The 24500-nt window shown below is 35.1% G+C and carries 22 protein-coding genes, 1 other RNA gene and 3 pseudogenes; 15 read left to right on the top strand and 11 right to left on the bottom strand.

Annotation, left to right across the window (positions count from 1 at the left end; translation table 11 throughout):
* Nucleotides 1-68 precede the first annotated feature (68 nt).
* On the bottom strand, nt 69-1340 hold the full coding sequence (gene fabF, locus HF197_RS02295; RefSeq protein WP_168464112.1) for a beta-ketoacyl-ACP synthase II: 1272 nt from the start codon (nt 1338-1340) through the stop codon (nt 69-71).
* A 14-nt stretch (nt 1341-1354) separates the two neighbouring features.
* Nucleotides 1355-1612, bottom strand: a complete 258-nt coding sequence (acpP, locus tag HF197_RS02300; protein ID WP_168464113.1) for an acyl carrier protein — start codon at nt 1610-1612, stop codon at nt 1355-1357.
* Between the two features lie 115 nt (nt 1613-1727).
* Here acpP and HF197_RS02305 point away from each other — a divergent pair, with 115 nt between their 5' ends.
* From HF197_RS02305 to rnc, 3 genes are read left to right on the top strand one after another with little or no spacing between them, the layout of a single operon-like run.
* Nucleotides 1728-2519, top strand: coding sequence for a polyprenyl synthetase family protein (locus HF197_RS02305; protein ID WP_168464114.1), 792 nt, complete (start codon nt 1728-1730; stop codon nt 2517-2519).
* Nucleotides 2512-3381 (top strand): FKBP-type peptidyl-prolyl cis-trans isomerase, encoded by an 870-nt coding sequence (locus HF197_RS02310; RefSeq protein ID WP_168464115.1) that lies wholly within the window; start codon nt 2512-2514, stop codon nt 3379-3381. Before HF197_RS02305 ends, HF197_RS02310 begins: the two co-directional genes overlap by 8 nt.
* Before the next feature lie 31 nt (nt 3382-3412).
* Nucleotides 3413-4111 (top strand): ribonuclease III, encoded by a 699-nt coding sequence (gene rnc, locus HF197_RS02315; RefSeq protein ID WP_168464116.1) that lies wholly within the window; start codon nt 3413-3415, stop codon nt 4109-4111.
* Nucleotides 4112-4133: 22 nt separating this feature from the next.
* On the opposite strand, the gene HF197_RS02320 is transcribed toward rnc, so the two are convergent.
* From HF197_RS02320 to uvrB, 7 genes and pseudogenes are all read right to left on the bottom strand, one after another.
* Nucleotides 4134-4478, bottom strand: coding sequence for a hypothetical protein (locus HF197_RS02320; protein WP_168464117.1), 345 nt, complete (start codon nt 4476-4478; stop codon nt 4134-4136).
* A gap of 66 nt (nt 4479-4544) precedes the next feature.
* Nucleotides 4545-5905, bottom strand: a pseudogene (gene tnpC / locus HF197_RS02325) (IS66 family transposase).
* A 143-nt stretch (nt 5906-6048) separates the two neighbouring features.
* Entirely contained in the window at nt 6049-8427 is a 2379-nt protein-coding gene (locus tag HF197_RS02330; protein WP_168464118.1) for a hypothetical protein, read from the bottom strand.
* A 743-nt stretch (nt 8428-9170) separates the two neighbouring features.
* Nucleotides 9171-10127, bottom strand: coding sequence for an IS5 family transposase (locus HF197_RS02335; RefSeq protein WP_168463947.1), 957 nt, complete (start codon nt 10125-10127; stop codon nt 9171-9173).
* A gap of 171 nt (nt 10128-10298) precedes the next feature.
* Nucleotides 10299-10420, bottom strand: a pseudogene (gene iscX / locus HF197_RS02340) (Fe-S cluster assembly protein IscX); the annotation flags it as partial.
* A 37-nt stretch (nt 10421-10457) separates the two neighbouring features.
* Complete coding sequence (locus tag HF197_RS02345; RefSeq protein WP_168464119.1) at nt 10458-11714, bottom strand: hypothetical protein; 1257 nt, start codon at nt 11712-11714, stop codon at nt 10458-10460.
* Nucleotides 11715-11824: 110 nt separating this feature from the next.
* On the bottom strand, nt 11825-13759 hold the full coding sequence (gene uvrB / locus HF197_RS02350) for an excinuclease ABC subunit UvrB (protein ID WP_168464120.1): 1935 nt from the start codon (nt 13757-13759) through the stop codon (nt 11825-11827).
* A 211-nt stretch (nt 13760-13970) separates the two neighbouring features.
* Between uvrB and HF197_RS02355 the strand changes: the two genes are divergently transcribed.
* On the top strand, nt 13971-14639 hold the full coding sequence (locus HF197_RS02355) for a hypothetical protein (protein WP_168464121.1): 669 nt from the start codon (nt 13971-13973) through the stop codon (nt 14637-14639).
* Between the two features lie 5 nt (nt 14640-14644).
* On the opposite strand, the gene HF197_RS02360 is transcribed toward HF197_RS02355, so the two are convergent.
* Nucleotides 14645-15601, bottom strand: coding sequence for an IS5 family transposase (locus tag HF197_RS02360; RefSeq protein WP_168463866.1), 957 nt, complete (start codon nt 15599-15601; stop codon nt 14645-14647).
* Between the two features lie 74 nt (nt 15602-15675).
* On the opposite strand from HF197_RS02360, the gene HF197_RS02365 reads away from it, so the two are divergent.
* The 7 genes and pseudogenes from HF197_RS02365 (at nt 15676) to tnpC (HF197_RS02395) (ending at nt 21247) form a co-directional block, all read left to right on the top strand.
* The gene (locus HF197_RS02365) at nt 15676-16266 is read left to right on the top strand and encodes a hypothetical protein (protein ID WP_168464122.1); all 591 of its coding nucleotides are present in this window, start codon (nt 15676-15678) and stop codon (nt 16264-16266) included.
* 38 nt (nt 16267-16304) lie between these two features.
* Nucleotides 16305-16940, top strand: a complete 636-nt coding sequence (locus HF197_RS02370) for an L-threonylcarbamoyladenylate synthase (RefSeq protein WP_168464123.1) — start codon at nt 16305-16307, stop codon at nt 16938-16940.
* A complete protein-coding gene (locus tag HF197_RS02375; protein ID WP_168464124.1) occupies nt 16891-17721 on the top strand; it encodes an AAA family ATPase in 831 nt (276 codons plus the stop codon). The genes HF197_RS02370 and HF197_RS02375 overlap by 50 nt, the downstream gene beginning before the upstream one ends.
* A 64-nt stretch (nt 17722-17785) precedes the next feature.
* A complete protein-coding gene (locus HF197_RS02380; RefSeq protein WP_174855532.1) occupies nt 17786-18577 on the top strand; it encodes a hypothetical protein in 792 nt (263 codons plus the stop codon).
* A 27-nt stretch (nt 18578-18604) separates the two neighbouring features.
* Nucleotides 18605-19255, top strand: coding sequence for a VirB8/TrbF family protein (locus HF197_RS02385; RefSeq protein WP_168464125.1), 651 nt, complete (start codon nt 18605-18607; stop codon nt 19253-19255).
* A 271-nt stretch (nt 19256-19526) separates the two neighbouring features.
* The gene (locus HF197_RS02390) at nt 19527-19754 is read left to right on the top strand and encodes a hypothetical protein (protein ID WP_168464126.1); all 228 of its coding nucleotides are present in this window, start codon (nt 19527-19529) and stop codon (nt 19752-19754) included.
* Nucleotides 19755-19886: 132 nt separating this feature from the next.
* Nucleotides 19887-21247 (top strand): annotated as a pseudogene (tnpC, locus tag HF197_RS02395) (IS66 family transposase).
* A gap of 80 nt (nt 21248-21327) precedes the next feature.
* Here the strand turns inward: tnpC (HF197_RS02395) and HF197_RS02400 are convergent.
* Nucleotides 21328-21981 carry a glutathione S-transferase family protein gene (locus tag HF197_RS02400; RefSeq protein WP_168464127.1) on the bottom strand — a complete coding sequence of 218 codons (654 nt, stop codon included), beginning with the start codon at nt 21979-21981 and terminating at the stop codon, nt 21328-21330.
* Nucleotides 21982-22038: 57 nt separating this feature from the next.
* Between HF197_RS02400 and ffs the strand changes: the two genes are divergently transcribed.
* The 4 genes from ffs (at nt 22039) to HF197_RS02420 (ending at nt 24483) form a co-directional block, all read left to right on the top strand.
* Nucleotides 22039-22138, top strand: an RNA gene (gene ffs / locus HF197_RS02405) — signal recognition particle sRNA small type.
* Nucleotides 22139-22150: 12 nt separating this feature from the next.
* Nucleotides 22151-23659 (top strand): DNA polymerase III subunit gamma/tau, encoded by a 1509-nt coding sequence (dnaX, locus tag HF197_RS02410; protein WP_168464128.1) that lies wholly within the window; start codon nt 22151-22153, stop codon nt 23657-23659.
* 21 nt (nt 23660-23680) lie between these two features.
* Nucleotides 23681-23995 carry a YbaB/EbfC family nucleoid-associated protein gene (locus HF197_RS02415; protein ID WP_174855533.1) on the top strand — a complete coding sequence of 105 codons (315 nt, stop codon included), beginning with the start codon at nt 23681-23683 and terminating at the stop codon, nt 23993-23995.
* A 56-nt stretch (nt 23996-24051) separates the two neighbouring features.
* On the top strand, nt 24052-24483 hold the full coding sequence (locus HF197_RS02420) for a helix-turn-helix domain-containing protein (protein WP_168464130.1): 432 nt from the start codon (nt 24052-24054) through the stop codon (nt 24481-24483).
* Nucleotides 24484-24500: the final 17 nt, after the last annotated feature.

A 24500-nucleotide genomic window follows, 5' to 3' on the forward strand; every position in this document is an offset into this window, starting at 1 on the left:
ATATATTATAAAATTTGTCAATTTTTATCGCTATTCTTGCTTAGTTGAAAAACATTCCGTGAACGGAGTTATAATTTCCCAAAGATAAGTGATGCATTAGTGCCACCAAAACCAAATGAATTGGAAAGTGCATATTTAATCTTATGCTCCTGAGCTTTAAACGGTACAAAATTTAAATCACACCCTTCTGAAGGTTTGTGTAGATTTAAAGTTGGTGGAATTATTCCATTATTTAATGCAAGAATGCTGAATATCGCTTCAACACTTCCTGCAGCACCAAGTAAATGCCCTATAGAGGATTTAGTTGAAGAAACTGGTATCTTATAAGCTTGATCACCAAACAATCGTTTCATTGCTACAACTTCAACCTTATCTCCAAGTGGAGTGGAGGTTCCATGCGCATTGATATACCCTATTTGATCTAGATCAACTTGTGCACTCTTTAAAGCCAGTGCCATTGCTGTAAATGCTCCCCTACCCTCTTCATGCGGCGCAGTTATATGATAAGCATCCCCCGTTAATCCATAACCGATAAGCTCAGCGTAAATTTTTGCTCCTCTTTTTTTTGCGTGCTCATATTCTTCTATCACGAGAACTCCCGCACCTTCACCCATAACAAAACCATCGCGCTCTTCATCCCATGGTCTTGAAGCTTCTTCCGGTCTGTCATTGAATTTAGTTGATAATGCTTTCATTGAGGCAAAACCTGCAATTCCAACCCTGCATAGAGCACTTTCTGCACCACCTGCAATCATTACATCGGCTTCATTAAGCTTGATAGCTCTTGCCGAATTTACAATTGCATGTGCACCTGTTGCACACGCAGTTACCGCTGAGTCATTGGGACCTGTGAATTCATACTTAATAGAAATATGCCCAGATATTAAATTTATTAAACTTGCAGGAACAAAAAATGGACTAACGCGCCTTGGTCCCTTTTCCTGCATAGTGATAACATTTTCTTGAATTGCAGGCAACCCTCCTATTCCAGAGCCAATAGTAACGCCGATACGCTCTTTATTTACCTGTGAATCATCCTCTAAAGATGCATCTCTTACGGCTTGCATTGCTGCTGCAATACCATAGTGAATAAAACGATCTGTTCTCTTTAAATCCTTTTCAGAAACATACTCTATGGGATCAAAATAGTTTTCAACATTATCAGATTGGTAAGGAACCTGCCCTGCAGCTGTACAAGCAAGGTCTGAAGAATCAAACCTATCTGCATTAATCGCCCTTATGCCAGATTCACCCTTTATTAGCTTTGACCAAGTATCATTAACATTTGCTGCAAGCGGAGTAATCAACCCAACACCAGTCACTACTACTCTTCTGCTCATTAGAATGATAATTGTTAGCCTTTTTTATCAACAACGTACTTAACTATATCCCCCACAGTTTGCATCTTTTCTGCATCTGTATCAGGAATTTCTATACCAAACTCTTCCTCTGCAGCCATGATTATTTCAACTGCATCTAAACTATCTGCACCATGCTCTGAAAGTTTAGAAGAGTTAGTGAATTTCTCCACATCTTTATTAATATGATCCAGCACAATCTTCCTAACTCTTACTTCTATGTCTTCTCCAGTACTATTTGCTGCAATATTCATTTTTTACCACAAAATAACCTATTTATTTATGTTATAAAAATAAAAATATGTTTGCAATATCTTTTATAATTGATAGGATTTAAGTAAAATTTCTTTGTTCTTTCAACCTTAAAGAATGCTTGATAAAGCAACAAAAAGTCTGCTTATTGCAGAGATAGATAAATTCTTACCTAAAAATAACCAAGATGAGCTGGTATCAGCTATGCGTTATATGCTTTTTGCCCCGGCAAAATATATACGTCCATTTCTTGTTATAGCTTCATCTCGAGTATTTAATATAGAAGCAGTAAGAACAATACCAATTGCAGCAGCGATTGAATGTATACACACTTACTCCCTAATTCACGATGATTTGCCATGCATGGACAATAGTGATATTCGTCGTGGACAGCTAAGCTGCCACAAAAAATTTAACGAAGCAACGGCAGTACTTGCCGGAGATGCATTACTTACCATTGCTTTTGAGATATTGTCTTTGCTAAATGAGAAATACTGTGAAATAGTAAAAGTATTATCCAAAGCAATAGGCTACAGGGGAATGATCAAAGGACAGGTTATGGATATTCATGCAGACTCTGACAAAATAAAAGAAATTCATTCACTTAAAACCGCAAAGCTATTTGCAGCCTCATGTGAAGCAGGAGCAATAATTGGTGATGCAACAAACGAGCAAAGGGAAATATTACATGATTATGGAATGAATCTCGGACTAATTTTTCAGGCTCAGGATGATATTGAAGACTATGAACAAGATGAAACAAATAATTTGGTATCAGTGCTTGGTAAAAGCGGAATTAAAGATTATATAGAAGATCTATTCAACAAAGCTTCAAGTAATTTAAATGATCTTCCAGGAAATACGGATTATTTGTATACTGTATTAAATAAAATAATGAAGAATGATTAGAAAAATTGTATTACAGTTGTTTGTATCTCTAATACTAATTCTTTTTTTAACCTCTTCTTTTGTACTAACTGTTGTCTATATTAATAAAAGTAGACCAGAAAAAAAGGATAAACTTTATGAAGTCAATTCTGCACCGGACAGTTTTGTGCAGACGGTAGCATACTACCTTGTGAAGCCAATAATTGAATCAGCACTTGATCGCTATATTGAAAAGCATGGACTAGCAGAATACTTACAAACACAACAAGAAGCGGAGCAAATAAACTTCTATGAGATTACTGAAGGCCAAGGCAGCAAAGCTTTCTGCGGTCAGGAAGTTGTATTACAAATATATAAAATTTCTAACAAAGGCTTGGCAACACCATTTGCATTTTCTAATCAAGTTTCCGATACTATTATGAAAATAGGTCAAGGTGACTTACTGAGTTTAGGAATAATTGGAATGAAAGAAGGTGGGGAACGTGTAGTTACCATAACCAATAATGATTTTAAAACCTATTATGTAAAATTAATCGAAGTAAAAGATCCATATCTAAGTTCAGTGGATAACTTAATGATTTTCAATGATTTAACTAATAAATCAGGAAAACAAATAACATGTGGTGATGAAGTATCCGTTAAGTATAGCGTTAGAGAACATAACGGAGAATATACATCTAAAAACCACACAGTAAAGTTTAGAGTTGGCGATAAGAAAGTACCACTCGCTATGGAACTTGGAGTAGTTGGAATGAAGGTTGGCAATAATAGAACTATTATCTCTCCACCAGAACTTTTGCGTGTTACTGATGATACGCTAATGGAAGATATAGGCTTTGATGAGGAAAATATTTCAATAATTGATTTAGTGATCGAAGAATAGTGCGGTATTTGTTGCATTTTAAACAATAAATATGAAAGATTTACATAATGTTATATCTAAAATCATTAACTATGAATTTACAGATAGCGCAATACTAGAAGAGGCATTAACTCATCCAAGCGTCAATAAAAGGAACGATAAAAACCAGATTGTAAGCTACGAAAGGTTAGAATTTTTGGGTGATAGTGTTTTGAACATGGTTATATCTGCCATGCTATTTAAATTGTTCCCTGACGAAAAAGAAGGAGCTTTAGCAAAAAGAAAAACAGATTTAGTGTGCGGCAGCACAATTACTCATGTGGCAAAAGAGATAGAATTAAATAATTTTATCATTATGAATAATAGTGAACGCTGCAACGGAGGAAGGTCCAATGCAAAAAATCTGGAAAATACACTTGAAGCATTAATAGGTGCAATTTATATTGATGGCGGATTTGCAAGTGCCGAGAAGTTTGTCACTCAGCATTGGGAAGAGCTAGCTAAAAACATACAGACTCCCCCTCAAGATCCCAAAACCTCATTGCAAGAATGGACGCAAAAAAATAAGCTACCTTTACCAGAATATGAACTGATAAAACAAACCGGACCAGCACACAATCCTGAATTTACTATCTCAGTCTGCATAGAAAACTACGGCAAAGCTTCTGCCCGTGCAACAAGCAAAAAAGTTGCAGAGCAAAAAGCTGCCGAGTTAATGCTAGAAAAAATTGAAAGAAGTGGTTCAGTTTAAATAACAGAAACTGCTAATCAAACTACATAACCCACTCACTTTCAAGATTCGTATTGGGAAGACTCCTTGACAGCGTTTCATTCACTTTACCAATCTCTTCTTGAAATTTAGAATCCATTGCTTGCATTTCAGCATATACTGCATCAAGTCTATCATTTACATTACTTATTAACTCAACATTAACTTTTCTTACGACTAAATCTCCTAAACCCTTTACCCAGTTTTGAGAAGATGCTCTCTCAGAATCAAATTTTTCTGGAGATGGAATAGGACTTAAATCACTTATTTTACTTTGTAATTTTTTGAAATCCTCTGTATGAACAGTAGGTTTTTTTACTACAGTAGGAATAGATACTTCATTACTCATATAATTACCTTAAATTAATATAAAATATACTTAAAATATTAACATGTATCCATTCAGGTGTATGGCTTAAGAAGCAATAGCCAGTAGGTTTTGAAAAGGATTTAACTTCTTTTGCCTCCAAGTCAAGTACAATGAAATTATCCTCTCAAGAAACATATTTCCCCGTTTCGATTGTGTAAAATATGAAACTTTTCGGTAAACAACGTAATGCCGAATCTGTCGCTCAGCATAGTTGTTTGTCAGTGGAATATTTTCTGGATCGTCCAAAAATTTCCACATCATCAGATCCGATTTCATGATATTTTTTGCTACTCGAGACGCTCCAATTGCCTCGGGTAAATTTGATATATTCTTTAAGTAATATCTCGTTCGCTTGCGTAATTTTCTTGCTCTTCTTATGAACCTTAATGTGTCTATTTCATCCTTTAACAGAGCTTTTTTCAATGCAAATAATTCAGTAGCAACATTCCTTAAATAATACCCCAAAACTTTCACTTCGCTATTCCAACTATGAGACAACCTTTCAAAATCTCTTGCTAAATGTGCCCAACAGACCTGCCTTTTCTTGCTGGAAAAGTAGTTGTAAGCTGCATATCTGTCGGTCACTACTAGGTTGTTATTCTTTCCAAATTTACTATTTTCCAGGACTTTCATCCCTCTTGACTCTGTCAATTTGATCACACTTCCTATTTTGCTCGCAAACATCCAGCACCAGCCCTGTTTACCTTTGTTGTAATGGCTAGTTTCATCGATATGTAAAATTTTGCTCTTGCTTACCTCTTCCTCAATTTGCTCATATGCTTCTTGGCATTTTTCTGCCACTCTAGCCTCGCTATTTGATACACTACCGACGCTGATATCCAGGTTGAAAATGTCCTTTATAATATTTGCCACTTCTTTTTTCGAATTCTTGTAAAATCCACTTAATGCTGTAATTACTGACTTAACTCTTGGACCAAATGTGTCCGCAGTTACTCCTTCTTGTAGCTTGCTACTTTTTCTTTTTCCACATCTTTTGCAACGTCCATGCTCTAGTTAATATTCAACTACATACGGCTTGATTTCCGGCAAATCGACCTTTTGATGAGTATACGGATCTTTTGATACCGCAATTTCTCCTCCGCACTCACACGTATTGGGCAGTTCTATTTTTACCATCTCATCTGCCTCCATTTTAGGGCGGTAACTGCCTTTATGTCCAACCTGTGCTCCTACTTTCCTGTCACTTTTTGGCTTATTTTCCCTCATCTTATATAATTCTTTGGAGCTTGGTATAGATGAATTTTTTGAATTTAAGCCAAGCCTTTCTTTTAACTCAGCGTTTTCGATCCTTAGCGCTTTATTTTCTGCTTTAAGCTCTTCTATTTTTGTTTCTAACTTTTCTATAGTCTGCTTAAACTTTCGCAAAATTCTAAAAGATCAACCATATTACCTCACAGCCACTCTAGTTTACCTTTTTAGCATTCCTTGTCTACTCTTTATTTTACCGCCCGGCTGAATGGATACGCATGATAAAATTATAAAGGTACTACACCAACTCGGGGGAGAGTTGGTGTAGTTTGAAAGAAAACTAACTAATAGTGCAACTAGAAGGTTCCTCCATGTTTACTTGCTTCTGTTGCTTTGGTTGTTTTATTTCCTTCACTTTGGTTGAAGGAGGTTCTTTCTCAGAATGCCCAGAGCTAGACCATGAACTACCTGAACTGCGTCCATCAGAAGAGCGTTCAAGTATAGTTTTCAAATGACTGTTAGACGTACTGCTACCTGGAACAGCATCCACCTGCTTCTGTTGCTCTGGTTGCTTCATTTCCTTCACTTCGGTTGAAGGCTCATTATCTTCTGATGGACATGAGTCGATAGTCGATAAAGGGTGGTTCAACATAGAACATGTAGAACTAGCTCTTCTCATACTTGCTGGAAATGAGCTTAGAGCAGAATCTCCAAAGCCATACGGATATACACTACTGGAAGAACTAGTACTAGATAAACCACAGCGAGAATTACTAGAGTCAGAAGAAGAAGAGCGATAGCTAGAACCATGAGAACCAAGGCTAGAACCTTTTCCAGTAGCAAGATTTTGGACAGCAAGCCGATTTTGTGGACGAGAAATATGAGCATTAACCTCCTCAAGGATATTTAAAGGATCTGTTAAATTTTTAACAGTATGCAACTTAGAACGCGTGAACTCAGATTCTTCCGTAGTAGTGTATTCAACAGGAAAATCATTAAATGTACTTTTAACTGGATAAGACAGCAAATTTGAAACACTTCTTTCGGTAGCAGTTCCTTTTCCTCTAAGGCCAAACAATTTGCTCACCACACTACGTTTTGGTTGAACTGACTTTTTACTTTCCTTCTCTCGCTTCTGACCTGAGCCAGTGTTAGCTTGCCGTAGGCTTTGCAACGGCTTTTCAAGAGGGCCGCTTTGAGAGGCAGTAGAGACAGAAAAAGAGCTAGTACTAGCGCTAGCAATGCTAGAACCATTACTTCCAAAGGGATCATTAGCCCGATACTGATGAGGACAAGGAGGAACCAACCCACTATTTTCCTTCTCTTGCTTCTGGCCTGAGCCAGTGTTAGCTTGCTGTAGCCTCTGCAACAGCTTGTCAAAAGGAAGCGACTCACTACTTTCCTCCTCTGGCTCCTGATTTGGGACAGTAGGCAGATGATAGTTAACCATATGCTTGTTAGGCTCAACTTTCCATTCAAAAAATCCTCTACTATGATTATATGCAATAGGTGATTCCATCAGTATGGGAAGTAACTTAGCTAGACTCTTGTTAGAAAAAGCAAACACTGGCTTTTTGGCGTCAGCTAATTTTTTATTTTCAGCCGTTTCTCTGTTAATCTTTTCTCTAATATCAATAATAAAATCGCCTAATTCTTCTTTAGCCTTTCCTGTAGTGTTACTAATAAAATTGTCCTTTAATGCTTTGTTAATTCTGCTGGCATCTCTGCTGCTCAGAGATTCACATAGGACACCATTTACTTCTTTTGATGGCGTCCAAGCAAAATGATCACCATTTTCTTTCGCTGCAGCATTAAAATTATGACGATCAAAACCATCAATAATGATCCCTTCTTCACTTTCCGTTTTTGTTGAGTTGTAGATTAAATTTTTAAGAGCATTTTTTAGAGCTGCAATCTTAAACTCTTGACTAGCTGGGGTGTCAAGGTCACATGCTGCAGATCGTGCAAAGTACTCTCCCATTTTTCTAACTACATTAATGTCAGTTATATCTTTAATATATAACTTATCACCTCGATCCTCATAAAAAACTGGATGGCCAATGCCACACCTTCCTAACATCAAGTTAATATATTCCATATATAATTTCTTCAAAAATTCAGGCAGCCCTGGCACTGGATATTTACTTCTAATATATTGATCATCAAAAGATATACAATATAAATAATACTTATTATTAGGTGAAGGTTCTATCTGAGCAAACTTACTTACGCATTCACGAGTGTCTCTTATGTTCATTGATAATTGTTTATTCAATTCTTCCAGCCTTGTAGCTAAAGACATTTCCCCATCTTTTTGTAATCTCATAGCAGTGTGAACTTTTAAATTAAAAATTACCTCAGGATCTATGTCGATCATAAGCTCTTTTATTCTTCCACCCTTATCAAGTCTATATTTTACCGTATAAACATTAAATGGAAAAAATCCTGTATAAGAGGATTTTTCTTCTGTATCTTTATTATAAGGACCCTTTGTATTTTTATTGTCAGGATCCTTATCATTATACCATTCCCTTGTCTCACTGTTAAGTTTTGCAAGATATTTGTTATCAACATTACTGTAATGTGCACTGCAGATTTTCCCATCTTTCACAGTACAATTAGTGCTAGCATTGTAAATACGATAACCAATTAAATTAAACGATTTAACTAGCTCCTTATTTAAACTATCTTCATTATTTAAACTATTTTCATTAGTCATAACCACTCCTATTAAAATTACTATTAAATTGTTTGTTACTAATATTTATATAATACCTATTTTGTCCTCTTATTTATCTTGTACAAAAGAGCTTGTATTCCTACGTGCAAAAGAGCTTGTATTGCTGCCCTGTACGCTAGATCTAGGACCGTCACAAGGCTCATAATTACTACTGGGTTTAAAGATAACACCTCTGTCTTCTGGTCGTCTTGTATCTTTACTACTACTCTGATTACTTTGACTACTATTTTTCTGATTATTACTACTGTGCATAATATCCTCCATAAATTAAAATTATTTAACCTGTATATTTAGAATAAATTGTCAGTGCAAGCACTTATTTAAATTTTTTTAGTATAATTTCATGTGGCTCTTTATGTGCTAAATCGGGCATTATACCTTATTTTAGTATAAGACTTTGTTGTTAAGAATTTCTATATTTCAGTATCATATAATTGACGTGAATAATATTTACCATAATAGACTTACAATTGAATTTAAAATTAGCATCTACTGTACAAACATTGCAAAATGGTGTTATACTAATGCTTGACACACAGTTGTACGAACGTTAGGTTTTAGGCTAGTTGTCTACAAAAAGGTGTCATCCTATGACTTGATCCATAACTGTACGAATATTGCATTTTAGGCCAATCGCCCACAAAAGAGTGTCATCCCAGTGCCCAGACACTGGGATGGCTTTGTTGCATCGCTCTTTGGATAGGAGGCAATGCATAATAAATTCATGAAGCTATCTCAAATTTAGCCATGCCTATTTCAGTAAATTTGTTCAGCAAATAACACTTGAGTAGCATTTCTTTCTCACGGTTAATCTCAGATTTGTTCCTAAAACTAAACCCAAATGTTTGCTTCAGTCGCGAGAAAAAACTTTCTATATAAGATCTCTTCCCATAATTTATCTCTTTTTTCCACTTCTTCATACCATCTTCACCATATGACTTTATGAACTTGATTGTAGAATTTCTCTCAGCCATATAATCCAGCTTTGGATGCTCCACTGCATTGTTTTGCAGAGGAATTTTTGTCTTTATGCCAAGCTCATTGCACAATTTGTATAACTTCTTTCGATTATATGCTCTGTCTGCATATAGTGTGCTTATATTGTATTTAGCATTAGCCCTTGCAATAAGATCACAGGCTCCATAGTGGTCAGAATAAACTCCACTACTGTATTTTGCAGCTATGACTTTTTTGCTACCTATCTCCAGCATTACATGCAATTTTCTTGTTTGCTTATAGCCACGGTACTTTCTATCTGTACCGTTTGCCTTACTATGGCCTGGAATATTATTGTAGATGCTTATTCCAGTGCTATCTATGGCGATCTCAATATTTTCCATACTGTTTTTATCATGTCTTCGATCATTAATTTTTAAGTTAAGCTTTTTGAATCTTCTGGAAGCCTGGGAATAGCTGATAACTTGCAAATTTTTTCCTATTTGCTCAAGGTATCCCGCTATAAACCCCACCGTTTGTCTTAGGCCTATTCTAAACAAATAAGTTATTATGTGAATTAGAATTACGACTTTATCACTATAAATATTGTTGCCACCGGCCATTTTGGGACTTTTTTTGTACCAATTTTCTATGGCATCGTTGACGTAATAAAAAATATTTCCTCTTTCTTGGAGAAATTTGTTATATTCGTAGCAGTTACTGACTTTCATTTTGACTGGCATATTTTTCCTTTGTCGGTTAAATGCCTGTTTATAATGAATTTTGTCAGTAACTCCCAGTTCTTTTTACTTTAGCTATGCAACAAAGCCCACTGGGATCCAGTTCTTTTTGTAGGTAAAGAAATCTGTTGTATTTGTGCTAAAAAATCCTGGATTCCAGAGGTGTTTGTTTTGTTAAGATCTCTCTTCAATCCAAGCTGCCTGAATGGCCTCTAGTATTTTCTCATTGCAGCGTTTTTCATCATCATCAAATTTTTCTAAATTCAAAACCTTTTTTTAAGCTCAGTAAATCTAATGATCCACACATAAGTTTTGCGCTCAAGGATCAGATTCTTAGCTCATTGCGTGATTCCTTTGATTACTAACGGGTTGAACATCTGCTTTTTCAATTTTCGAAGAAACCTCTACATTTGACTTACTTCCAGAATGGAGAAGTCCTTGTGCGAATTTGGCACAGAGATCCTCTATTTTTTGTTCAGCTGCTGGCACCTCTTCTTTTGCACAAACGTTGACTTTGTTCAAGCTCCTTTCATTTCTGAAAGGCTTTGAGGTGCTAGAGGCATTCTGCACTGGCTTCACCTCTTGCGGCTTAGGTGGTTCAGCAACAGGCTTGGCTTGAGCAGGTTCTGCTTGCTTTGGCTTTTCTTCTTTCTGCACAGTCTTTGGATCAATTTCAGTGATAATAGCTGTATTCTTTAATATCTCAGTGAGATCAAACCTTATAGGAGTAATTAGTTTCTCCTCTACTGTTACTATTGGTATTAGCATTGGTATCAGCGTTACAGGCTTTTGAGGAGCTTGAACAGACTCCATCTGGTTATCACGCTGTTGTTGAAATTTCCCATTTATTTCTTCTGCTTTTTCTTTCACATTTTCACTGACTTTTTCTGGCGCTAATACTTCCTTTATTTTTTCATATAGATTATCAACAGTTCTATTACTTTCTATAATTATAGAATCAATCTCTGAAGCCAAAACCGAAACACAAACTGAAAATGCTAGCCCTGCTAAAAAGAGCCCAAGCTTCATCTTTACCTGCCTTAATAAAGCCAATCTCTTTATAGCTTCCATTTCATCTTTTTCGGACAGCAGGCCACTGCCTATTTTTTCTTCCAACTCTTTTATTTCCTTATCTAACTCTTGATCCAAAGTTAAATTCGGATTCGTAAAAAACTCTGCAAACTTTTTGAGTAATTTTTTAAGCAATGAAATAGTCATTTCGATTAGATTCTTCTTATTCTTCTTCTCCTTGAACGCAAAACTTATGTGTGGATCATTTATATCCATTCCAAATTCGTTGAAAAGAGATTCAAATAGCTTATGAAGCGCTTTTAATATTTCTGCTTCATTTTCACCTGACTGATCATCTTCAAAATATGATGCTATATCAGATAGCAGCTCTTCAAAATTACTGGAAACTTCTTCATTTACTGCTTCATATTTTTGTTCTGCAGCTTTTCGTTTTAATTTTTCAATAATCCTCTTAGCTTCACGCCTCTTTTCTGCGGCTAATAAATCCTCTGCTCTCAATTTTCCATAAAAGAACGAGTTGCTATTGCTATCATCACTACCTGAAAATTTGTCTTTCATAACCTTTTACCTCAGTAAATATCACATTATTTTACAATATAAAATATTTAATAACTATTAATTCTAATAAAAGCATGACACCTTTACCCCATGCTTGATATACCATAATGTTATGTGCCATGCAACCTCTCTATAACATTTTTTATTTTTGTTGCTTCCTCAAACTCTAGATTTTCAGCATGCTGAAGCATTTGCCTCCTTAGCTCCTTTATACTATCTTTACTCACGTCCACTTTACCCTCCTTTGCTTCTTTGTCTTCTAATGTATTAATTACTGGCTTGATTATAGTCTTTGGTACGATATTGTAAAGCACATTATGTTCTGCTTGTTTTTTTCTTCTTCTTTCAGTCTCTTTTAGTGCACGATCCAAGGATCCAGTGATTTTATCTGCATACAAAATCACTCTGCCTTCGGCGTTGCGTGCAGCACGTCCGATTGTTTGAATAAGTGAAGTTTCTGACCTTAAAAACCCCTCTTTATCAGCATCTAAAATTGCAACCAAGCCACATTCTGGAATATCAAGACCTTCTCTTAATAGATTTACACCCACTAAAACATCGATCTCTTTAGACCTTAATTTGCATATGATTTCTATTCTCTCCAAAGCACCAATATCAGAATGTAAATAACTGACTTTCATATTTAATTCATTCATATATTCAGCTAAATTTTCAGCCATTTTTTTTGTCAATGTAGTAATTAGAACACAAAATCCTTTATTTATCGTAACTTGTGCTTCATGAACCACATCATCAACCTGGCTCTCTATTGGCTTTACAATGCAAGTTGGATCTATAAGGCCTGTAGGGCGAATGATCTGCTCCACAAATACATTGTTAGTTTTTGCTAACTCATATTTTCTAGGGGTGGCTGAAATATAAATAGTTTGTGGTCTCATTCTTTCCCATTCTTCAAATTTTAATGGACGGTTATCAAAAGCAGAAGGAAGTCTGAAGCCGTAATTGACTAGTTTTTCTTTACGCGCCTCATTACCACTATGCATTGCACCAATTTGAGGAACGGTAACATGGCTCTCATCAACAAATAAAATTACATCTTTTGGTAAATATTGAAACAAAGTGGGCGGTGGATCTCCAGCTTCCATTCCATATAGATAACGTGAATAATTTTCAATACTTTTACACGTTCCAGTTGCTCTCATCATTTCAATATCAAAATTAGTGCGTTGCTCGAGGCGCTTTGCTTCAACGATTTTGTTTTGTGAATAGTAATAATCTAAACGCTCATTCAGCTCCTTTTTGATTAAATCAACTGCTTCTAGCAAAGTTGTGCGTGGCGTTACATAGTGGCTATTGGGGAAAATGGTAATTTTATTTACACTTCTGTTAACACTCCCTGTTATTGCGTTAATCTCAAGTATTGCTTCTATTTCATCACCAAATAATGACAAACGCCAAGCTTTATTTTCATAATGAGAAGGAAATATATCGATGATATCCCCACGTACTCTAAAGTATCCTCTTTCAAATCTAGTATCAGAACGTTTGTATTGTAAATCAGCTAAATTATTAAAAAAATCATTCGCACGGACTTTATCACCAACATTTAAAGATATAGTCATGCTGAGATAGCTTTCAGGTGAGCCAAGACCATATATGCAGGAAACACTTGCAACTACAACTGTATCTCTACGCTCCAAAAGAGAACAGACAGTGGAGTAACGAAGTGTATCAATTCTCTCATTGATTGCGGAGTCTTTTTCAATGTAGGTATCAGTTTGCGGTAAGTACGCTTCAGGTTGGTAGTAGTCATAATAGGAGATGAAATACTCAACAGCATTATTAGGAAAAAAACCTCTCATTTCCTCATAAAGCTGTGCTGCTAGGGTTTTGTTATGAGCCATGATTAGTGCTGGTCTGTTTGTTCTGGCTATCACGTTTGCCATGGTGAAAGTTTTTCCAGAACCAGTTACACCGAGTAAAACCTGATCTCTTTCATTGTTGTGCAGCCCTGCAACTAAACTATCAATTGCCTGAGGCTGATCACCTGCAGGCTGAAAGTGGGTAGTCAATTGAAATTCCATGAATTTTACCTACTATTTTTAACTTATTAATATTATATTATTTCCAAAATAAATTATACAATAATCTGTATGAACATTTCGTAAAGAAATGAGACGTTAAACTCCTGAAAATTGGCCACTATTACGCATATGGAGCTTTTATAATATATTGATTATTAATGATTTTTATGTTATAATTAATTATTGAAATATGAAATTAGGAGAACACATTATGACAATAGATGATTTAGAAATTGCGTTAAAGGTAAGAGCCGGCGCGCTTATGCCTAGCGACTTGGAAGCCGAAGAAAAGAACGAAACAGCAAATTCTGGTAAGCAAATGTATAGAGACTTTGGCAGAAAGGCCTTTGTTGTTAATGGAGAAGAAGTAGATACAATCCTCTTTCATGCATTTAAAGAAGGAGTTGAGTACGGTAAGTTTTTTAGAGCGGCTGAACCTAAAATTTCAGGTCAACGTACGAGTGATGAGCTTAATAAAAAGGGGGGACAGATCTTAGGCGATGTAAATAAGAGTATAGAGGAGGCGTCTAATATGCATAGGTTTGATAATGTTTGGAAAAAGCATTGTGAAAAGCGTGAAATTGCTGATCATCAAAAGACTGAAGAATATGAGAGAGATTTTAAGAAATTTTATAATGCAGGAAAAAAGTGTAGTTATTCATTACCAATTGGTAATGAAGACTATCAACTAATTGTAGAAGAAATGTTTAAAGTAATGTTTAAACATGCCAGGGCAGAGACTCCAATGCCACTTATTATGGAAAAGTTAATAAAGGGTTGTCATCAAGCTGGGTATGAATTTGTTCAGTTTAGTCAGTTTCATGAAGCCAAATCTGCACGGCTTTGTTGCATCGCTCTTTGGATAGGAGGCAATGCATAATAAATTCATGAAGCTATCTCAAATTTAGCCATGCCTATTTCAGTAAATTTGTTCAGCAAATAACACTTGAGTAGCATTTCTTTCTCACGGTTAATCTCAGATTTGTTCCTAAAACTAAACCCAAATGTTTGCTTCAGTCGCGAGAAAAAACTTTCTATATAAGATCTCTTCCCATAATTTATCTCTTTTTTCCACTTCTTCATACCATCTTCACCATATGACTTTATGAGCTTGATTGTAGAATTTCTCTCAGCCATATAATCCAGCTTTGGATGCTCCACTGCATTGTTTTGCAGAGGAATTTTTGTCTTTATGCCAAGCTCATTGCACAATTTGTATAACTTCTTTCGATTATATGCTCTGTCTGCATATAGTGTGCTTATATTGTATTTAGCATTAGCCCTTGCAATAAGATCACAGGCTCCATAGTGGTCAGAATAAACTCCACTACTGTATTTTGCAGCTATGACTTTTTTGCTACCTATCTCCAGCATTACATGCAATTTTCTTGTTTGCTTATAGCCACGGTACTTTCTATCTGTACCGTTTGCCTTACTATGGCCTGGAATATTATTGTAGATGCTTATTCCAGTGCTATCTATGGCGATCTCAATATTTTCCATACTGTTTTTATCATGTCTTCGATCATTAATTTTTAAGTTAAGCTTTTTGAATCTTCTGGAAGCCTGGGAATAGCTGATAACTTGCAAATTTTTTCCTATTTGCTCAAGGTATCCCGCTATAAACCCCACCGTTTGTCTTAGGCCTATTCTAAACAAATAAGTTATTATGTGAATTAGAATTACGACTTTATCACTATAAATATTGTTGCTACCGGCCATTTTGGGACTTTTTTCGTACCAATTTTCTATGGCATCGTTGACGTAATAAAAAATATTTCCTCTTTCTTGGAGAAATTTGTTATATTCGTAGCAGTTACTGACTTTCATTTTGACTGGCATATTTTTCCTTTGTCGGTTAAATGCCTGTTTATAATGAATTTCGTCAGTAACTCCCAGTTCTTTTTACTTTAGCTATGCAACAAAGCCAATCTGCACTGAAAAAGTTGTGCACAGAAGACCAATTTGCGCTGGTAAATTCACTAGCAATAGAAAATCCTGAAAAAGAAATGCATATTGACTGCAATAACCAAGGTAGTGTTAAGATTAGATCTTATATGGTGTCACCAATAAGATCTTCGCGAAATGATGTTGAGATATGTGTGCTAGCCAGCTCACTTGAATTTGAACTGAAGTCTAGAGGTGATAGTGCAGAGTATGAGAACATTAAATTATCATTTAATGTACCTAAAGAGTTGTATGATATTGGTGAAAAAAAGCAAGGTAATACTGTAAAGAAAAGCGGTTTTGATGTTATCGTTGATCTTTTTTTGGAAGTGCTTGCAAATTTTATTAAAAAATTTCCAGATAGTCCAGATAGACAGGCGATTTTGGATGATATACAAGATATACTAAATCGCAGCAATAGTTTAGAGGGAGTTAAAGTGATAGAGGTTGGCTCAGAGAAGCAGTCAGAAGTGAGTAGTCGTGGCAGTGTAGATAGTGTGTCTACTGAGCACCCTATTGGGCGTTCTTCTAAGCATCCTATTAAACGTACTCCTGGTTAAGATTTTCTGATATACTACCTATAAAACGTAGTATTAAAATGATATCTAAAGTAGTAAGCGCGATACAAAGTAATTTGTTGGTGTGCTTTCCAACGGAGACGGTGTATGCGCTTGCTTGCAATGCGCTGAATAGTGAAGCTATAGAGGAAATATACAAAGTAAAAAAACGCTCTCAAAATAAGCCACTATCCATATTTGTTAGTAGCGTTTGCGATCTGATGAAAATAGCAGAAGTGAAAAAAGAATATATCAGCTTAGTTAACCATTTTTCTCCGGGGCCAATTACCTATATTTTGCCACTGAAAAACGGAGTGTTACCAAGCAAGTTCTTTAAAAATAGCATAGGTATTAGAATACCCAATCATTGGACAGCGATTTCAATACTAAATCAACTGAAAGCTCAGATAATTGCAACTAGCATAAATATCTCAGGAGAAAAGAGCGTATGCAGAGCCGGTGATATACCACAAGATATTAGGCAACATTTATCTGCGGTAATTGAAGATGACGAGTTAGTTTCTGGTATGGAATCAACTATTATTGACTTAACTAAAGATGAAATTAGGATTATAAGGAAAGGTAAAATTTCGCTGCAGACGATAAATAATGTATTAAGAAGAGAAAATGAAAAAAGTTATAGGTCATACTCAAGCCAAAAAGAAATTAATGGATAACTTATCTGTCCAGTCTTGGCTAATTTGTGGTAAAAAAGGCATAGGGAAGGCAACACTTGCAAAATCTTTTGCCAACTGGCTACTTATAAAAAGCTACGATGAGGAGGCATTAGACTTGCATGTTGTTGATGGAGATACAATTGGAGTTGAGAAAGTCAGAGAAATGAAAAATTTTCTGTACCTAAGCCCTATTCAATCAGAATATAAAATAGTTGTGATAGATAGCTTAGAAGAGATGACCAATAATGCTAAAAATACAATATTAAAAATATTAGAGGAGCCGCCGAAAAATTCTAAAATACTTATCATTAGTCACAAACCATATAATATACAAACTACAATCCTATGTCGGTGCTTTCAGTTAAATTTGATGCCATTGACTTTAGATGAAACGAGGGAAGTTATTTCGTCTCAGTGCAAATTAGATGAGCAAACATTTAACGAGGTAACAGCACTGTTTCCTGGTGTGCCAGGCGTGATAATAAATGCAATAGATAACAATTCTTATGAGTCATATAAATATTTTCATGCGCTCTTTCAAAATCTAAATAACTATGAAATAATTAATAAAGTAATCAGTAGCGAAATTGAGCTGGAATTGGCATCTCATATGATTCAGATTTTCATTTTAGAGAGTATAAAAAAGAAAGCAGGTAATGCTGAAATTCTGCTACATCAATGGAGGCAGATAGACGAGCTCTTTATTGCTGCAAAGCAATTTCATTTAGATAGAAAGCATGTCTTAGCCAATGCGGTGAACATTATAACTTCAGCTTTTTAAGTATAATACTTTTGACATAATTTTGTGATAAAATCCTGTCAATTTAATACTTAAAGTATACAAATTGACTGATTCATTAACCGTATGGCAATCAATAGAAATTCTGACAAAAGCCATATTAAATATGCAAGAAGAATTGAGCTTAATTAAGAATATAAATCCAGATCAGAACGTAACCTTAGAAAAGGGAAAGGAGTTATCAAACAACATTTATGAAGCAAAACTTAAGCTGAATGGTGAATTTTACATAGCTACTTTGTCAAAAATTGGCTATCGAATTTCCAATGGCGCGCTAATTGTGCGCAATCATGTTACAGCAGAAGAAATAAAAATTCCTAAAGAATTCCGTTATCTTAAAGTTGTAAGTCCAGATAATGGTGATCGTAAGTTAACGTTTTGTAATGTATTAGGTAATGAATTTTTTGAATATAAAAAGTATGATCCACAGTTTTCTAGCATTCCAAATGATTATAAATTTGTAGATTTTGGTAGTATAAGTAAGGCTCACAATGCAAAGTTTAAAGAGCATATTGGTCATGCACCCTCATTTTTCGCTGCAGAATGGCCGATTGAACCTGGATCTCAAAATCATTCGATTGTTTTGTTTGGGCTAAATAAATGCGGTAAAGGTAAAAAAATTGAGATGTTGACCGATGAATTTGGTTACTTTGATGATCAAGGTAATTTCAATTATTGTAATTATCATAAAAGTGCAACAAGTAGCATTTATGATCCTGGAAAATTCGATGTGAAAATGATAAGCTTAGATGTGAGTAAAATTGATAAATTTTACCTGATTGCAGAGCAGGGTAATATTGTTCTTAACCCTATCTTAGAAAATTTAGGTATATTCTAAAGTTTTTTGGTTATTTGATTTTACGTTATGGAAAGTAAATTGCTTGAGTCAGTAAGAAACAAAAGCTATTTCAATAAAGGAGTTGAATGGTACTGTCATAGGTATCTGTTCTGCGTGGCGGAAAGGTCCTGGCTTGCACTAATAACATCATCTCTTCTGGTATGCCTGTGTTTATTACTGCTTAACATATATTTATTATTTCCCATGAAGAAGGACTTAAATTTTGTGAAGTATATGAATCACACGGAAGATGAGTTTTCTATAATGCATAAAATTGAATCTAATAAAAAAGATGATGAATATACTGCTACAGCAAGGTATTTAATAAGCAAATATATTGAAATATATGAATCTAGTAAAATTGTTGAGCAAGAATATCAAGAAAATTTCATACGAAACAATTCTATACATAAGATTTATCAAAGCTTTCAGGATAAGAGGGGTGATTCATTAAGAAAAGTTACCAACATAAACGTAAAGGAGCTTTTGATCGATCGATCTGTTAAGAGCTTGGTGACATTTGCTGGCAATGCTACTGTAACTTTTATAACTGAGCAAGATAAGGATATGAAGAGCTATACCGCTGAGATTAGCTTCACTTTATCCAACCTTAGAGCAACAATGAATGGTGTTATACCATTTAAATTTATTGTTAGTGGTTATAAGTTGATGAAATGAGTTGAAAATTTATCAATCTGCATAAGTGATTAATATCATATTAATCATATTATGCTAACATACTAAAATAATAATAATTAATTATATGTCACACTATTCTCCATATTATCAACTTAGAGATGTACCATATGGATATCATAGCATGCACCGCTACTCACCAACTCAACAATCATATAGTAACAAACCAGAGGGTTATTCAGTGCTCCAAGATACTCTTGTAAAATTGGGTTACAATGAAGCAAAAAATCTACTGCAGAGCTCAATAGTTAGCATGGTTGCTCCTATGATGGAAAAGATAACGCAGAAAGTTGCGGTATTGGTAATTGAAGAGCTTAGAAATGAGCTTCTAGGTCCAATTCAAGATCTGATTAAAATGCACACAGAGCAGACTAAAGGATTAATAAATTCATATACAGAACAAATACAAACATTAACAAAATTTGTAGAAAGTACTACAGACATGCCTTCTGTTGCATATAATACTACTGATTTATTGTAAATAGCCTCACAAGCTGGTTTTTGTAAGATCTCTCTTTTACTGAAGGTTATATCGTATCCATTCAGCCGGGCGGTAAAATAAAGAGTAGACAAGGAATGCTAAAAAGGTAAACTAGAGTGGCTGTGAGGTAATATGGTTGATCTTTTAGAATTTTGCGAAAGTTTAAGCAGACTATAGAAAAGTTAGAAACAAAAATAGAAGAGCTTAAAGCAGAAAATAAAGCGCTAAGGATCGAAAACGCTGAGTTAAAAGAAAGGCTTGGCTTAAATTCAAAAAATTCATCTATACCAAGCTCCAAAGAATTATATAAGATGAGGGAAAATAAGCCAAAAAGTGACAGGAAAGTAGGAGCACAGGTTGGACATAAAGGCAGTTACCGCCCTAAAATGGAGGCAGATGAGATGGTAAAAATAGAACTGCCCAATACGTGTGAGTGCGGAGGAGAAATTGCGGTATCAAAAGATCCGTATACTCATCAAAAGGTCGATTTGCCGGAAATCAAGCCGTATGTAGTTGAATATCAACTAGAGCATGGACGTTGCAAAAGATGTGGAAAAAGAAAAAGTAGCAAGCTACAAGAAGGAGTAACTGCGGACACATTTGGTCCAAGAGTTAAGTCAGTAATTGCAGCATTAAGTGGATTTTACAAGAATTCGAAAAAAGAAGTGGCAAATATTATAAAGGACATTTTCAACCTGGATATCAGCGTCGGTAGTGTATCAAATAGCGAGGCTAGAGTGGCAGAAAAATGCCAAGAAGCATATGAGCAAATTGAGGAAGAGGTAAGCAAGAGCAAAATTTTACATATCGATGAAACTAGCCATTACAACAAAGGTAAACAGGGCTGGTGCTGGATGTTTGCGAGCAAAATAGGAAGTGTGATCAAATTGACAGAGTCAAGAGGGATGAAAGTCCTGGAAAATAGTAAATTTGGAAAGAATAACAACCTAGTAGTGACCGACAGATATGCAGCTTACAACTACTTTTCCAGCAAGAAAAGGCAGGTCTGTTGGGCACATTTAGCAAGAGATTTTGAAAGGTTGTCTCATAGTTGGAATAGCGAAGTGAAAGTTTTGGGGTATTATTTAAGGAATGTTGCTACTGAATTATTTGCATTGAAAAAAGCTCTGTTAAAGGATGAAATAGACACATTAAGGTTCATAAGAAGAGCAAGAAAATTACGCAAGCGAACGAGATATTACTTAAAGAATATATCAAATTTACCCGAGGCAATTGGAGCGTCTCGAGTAGCAAAAAATATCATGAAATCGGATCTGATGATGTGGAAATTTTTGGACGATCCAGAAAATATTCCACTGACAAACAACTATGCTGAGCGACAGATTCGGCATTACGTTGTTTACCGAAAAGTTTCATATTTTACACAATCGAAACGGGGAAATATGTTTCTTGAGAGGATAATTTCATTGTACTTGACTTGGAGGCAAAAGAAGTTAAATCCTTTTCAAAACCTACTGGCTATTGCTTCTTAAGCCATACACCTGAATGGATACGGTTATATCAAAGTAAGCAAGCTAAACTCTGTGGACAAAATTACGTTATGCAAGAGTCTTCAAAAGTCCAAGTCAGCATAATGCTTTGGAGGAGTTAAACCAGGAATTCTTTCCAACAATATTTCGCGGAAGCAAGGTCTTGATTTTACAATAGAATACCATTCCTTTAGAATGTTACTTCTCTCCCAAGGAAAGCTATTTGCATAATCCATTACGGAAATATGCGATGCCAGGGTAATATCAGCTAAAGTGAATTTATCGGTTGCAAGCCAACCGTTTTTATTAATTAAGTACTCAATGTACTCTATATGGCAGGATAGATTATGTTGAGCAGCATGAAGAAACCTGGAATCAGGACTGCGGTTAATTATTACTTTCTCATTCATAATATACTTAGTAACTTCATTGTAAAATTTATTATCAAACCAGTTAATTAAAGCACGTATTTTAGATTTGGTTATGGCGGATGAATCAAGTAACCTAACACCACTATTGTAAGTTTCTTCTAGATACTCGCAGATAGCGCTGCTGTCTACTATAGTAGAATTGTTGTCTATCAACACTGGTATCTGACCTGTTGTATTAATTTTCATGAATTCCGAACGCTTTTCCCATGGATTTTCGTGTACTAGTTCACAGTCCAATTTTTTTTCCTTAAGAAGAGCTCTAACCTTTCGCGAGAACGGACAAAGAGAAAAGTAATATAAAATCATACATGCATAACCTGTAAAACCTAATGTAGCTTGCCAAACAAAAAAATAAAGTATATATTTTATAAGGTATGCAGGCAAAAACTCTGTAACTTGGTCAGATCAGAAATGAAGCAGCCACATCAGAATCTTTTTGGGTTGCATACCTATTCTTTATTTTTTATCTTAAGCTATGAACATAGCATTAAAATATCGTCCCAATAATTTTAAAGATTTAATAGGTCAAGATGTGTTGGTGCGTATACTAGAGAATGCTTTTTCTCTAAATAAAATACCACAAGCTATATTGCTTTCGGGCAGCAGTGGGGTTGGTAAAACCACAACTGCAAGGATAATAGCCTTGTGTTTGAATTGCTCACAAGGACCAACTTTTAAGCCTTGTGGATCTTGTAAAAATTGCTTGGCAATAAAAAATTCAAGCCATCCAGATGTTATTGAAATTGATGCAGCAAGCCACACTAGTATTGACGATGTTAAGGTGATTCTTAGGGATATCTGTTACTCGCCCATAAGTTCTAAATTTAAAGTTTATATTATAGATGAAGTACATATGTTATCCAATAGCGCATTTAATGCGCTGCTTAAAACCTTAGAAGAACCACCATCCAGTGTAAAGTTCATTTTAGCAACTACAGAAATAAAAAAAATACCAATTACTATTACTGCGCGTTGCCAAAGGTTTGATTTGCATAATATCTCTACTGATAAGATAGTAGAGCGCTTAAGAGATGTTGCACAAAAAGAAAATTATTTTATTGAAAATGAAGCATTAGAGTTAATAGCACGCCACTCTGGAAATTCAATGCGCAATGCTTTATTCCTCATGAATCAAGCAGTGCTATATAGTAAAGATGGAGCAATATCCACCGCAAATATAACCAACATACTTGGTTTGGTAGATAAAGACATTATATTTGACTTGTTGGAAGCAGTATTAGATGGTGATTTGAAGAAAGGATTAATGATCTTTGATAAAGTAGCAAAAACAACCAATCCGCTTAATCTTTTTGAAGATTTGCTGCATACAATCCAGTCGGTGTGCCGTTTTTCGATAACAAAGGAAATTAATGAGACAAGTAGAATAAAAAGTTTAAGTGAGAAGAAGTCTTTAATATTCTTTTCACGGCTGTGGAGGGTATTACTTAAGGGAATTCAAGATATAAAGGCTTCAACGTGTAGCGATATTGCTGCTGAAATGATATTAATTAGTCTTTGCCACATCTCTGATTTACCCTCTCCTGAACAAGTTGTTAAAAAAGTTCTTTTACAAAATGCGCAGCAAAAATCTTCCATGCCAATTGCTGTTTCATCTGATAATACAGCACATTCTAATATATCTGTAACATCAGGAGATCCAAGGCAGCAAAGCTATGATTTTGACAGGATCTTACAACTGCTGCGACAGAAGAACCAAATTTATCTTTACAAACAACTGTGCAGTAATATAAAATTAATGAGTTGCAAACCTGGGTATTTAAAGTTAAAAGCTGTATCTAAACTAGACAGTGATTTTTGTAATAATTTAAAAAATTACTTAAATCAAGCTACCGAGAGGGAGTGGGTTGTTGAGATTGAAGCTATAAACAGTCAGGTTGGTAGCTGTAATTATGTGCCTGAAGTTAAGGATATACTTGACGCTTTTAAAGGTGCAGAAGTAGTTAATATAGAGAATATGGAGTAAGTTGTGGATTTTAATCAAATAATGAAACAAGCGCAAGAAATGCAAAAAAAACTTGCGGAAGCTCAAAGTAAATACATTGGACAAGAATTTCAAGGTGTTTCTGGGGGTGGTGATGTTTCTGTTGTAGTGGTGGTAGTAAAAATAGGTAGTTATAAAGTCAAAAAAGTGAGTTTAGACGAAAAGACTATGAGAAACGAGGAAAAGGATGTAGTGGAGGATCTGGTTGTTGCAGCATTTAATGATGCTATTAAAAAAGCAGAAGAAGCTATGGCAAATGCAACCTCGGATCTTGCAGGAATGATGGGTCTACCACCTGGGTTTAAGCTTCCTTTTTAAGTCTATATAGCTTTTAGCTATATTTTTTTTGGAATTTTCAGTGAGAGGTGATGAAAATGAATGTTGATTATTTAGTTGATGGAAAAGTTATACCCCACCCTATAGATATAGAGGTAGGGAAAAGAATAAGAGAATTAAGACTAATACGTGGCATGAGTCAGGATGACTTAGGGAAAAAAGTAGGCATTACTTTTCAGCAAATACAGAAATACGAAAAGGGAATAAATCGTGTACTAGTAAGTAGATTACACGATTTAGCGATTGCACTTGGTGTAACAGTAGACTATTTCTTTGCAAATATTTCTGCTTCTTCAAGTAACTCATCAGCGGCACTGCATGAAGATGGAGAAGATTTTGAATATGGTGAAGAGGATGCAGAAAGCAAAGAGATGTTAGGATTAGTTAGAGAGTATCGAAAAATTAAGAATAGAAAATCGCGAAATGCTGTTTATTCATTAATAAAGTCTTTATCTTCTCCTGAAAATTAGTTTAAATATCAAATATT

Source organism: Wolbachia endosymbiont of Ctenocephalides felis wCfeT (assembly GCF_012277295.1).
Taxonomy (GTDB): domain Bacteria; phylum Pseudomonadota; class Alphaproteobacteria; order Rickettsiales; family Anaplasmataceae; genus Wolbachia.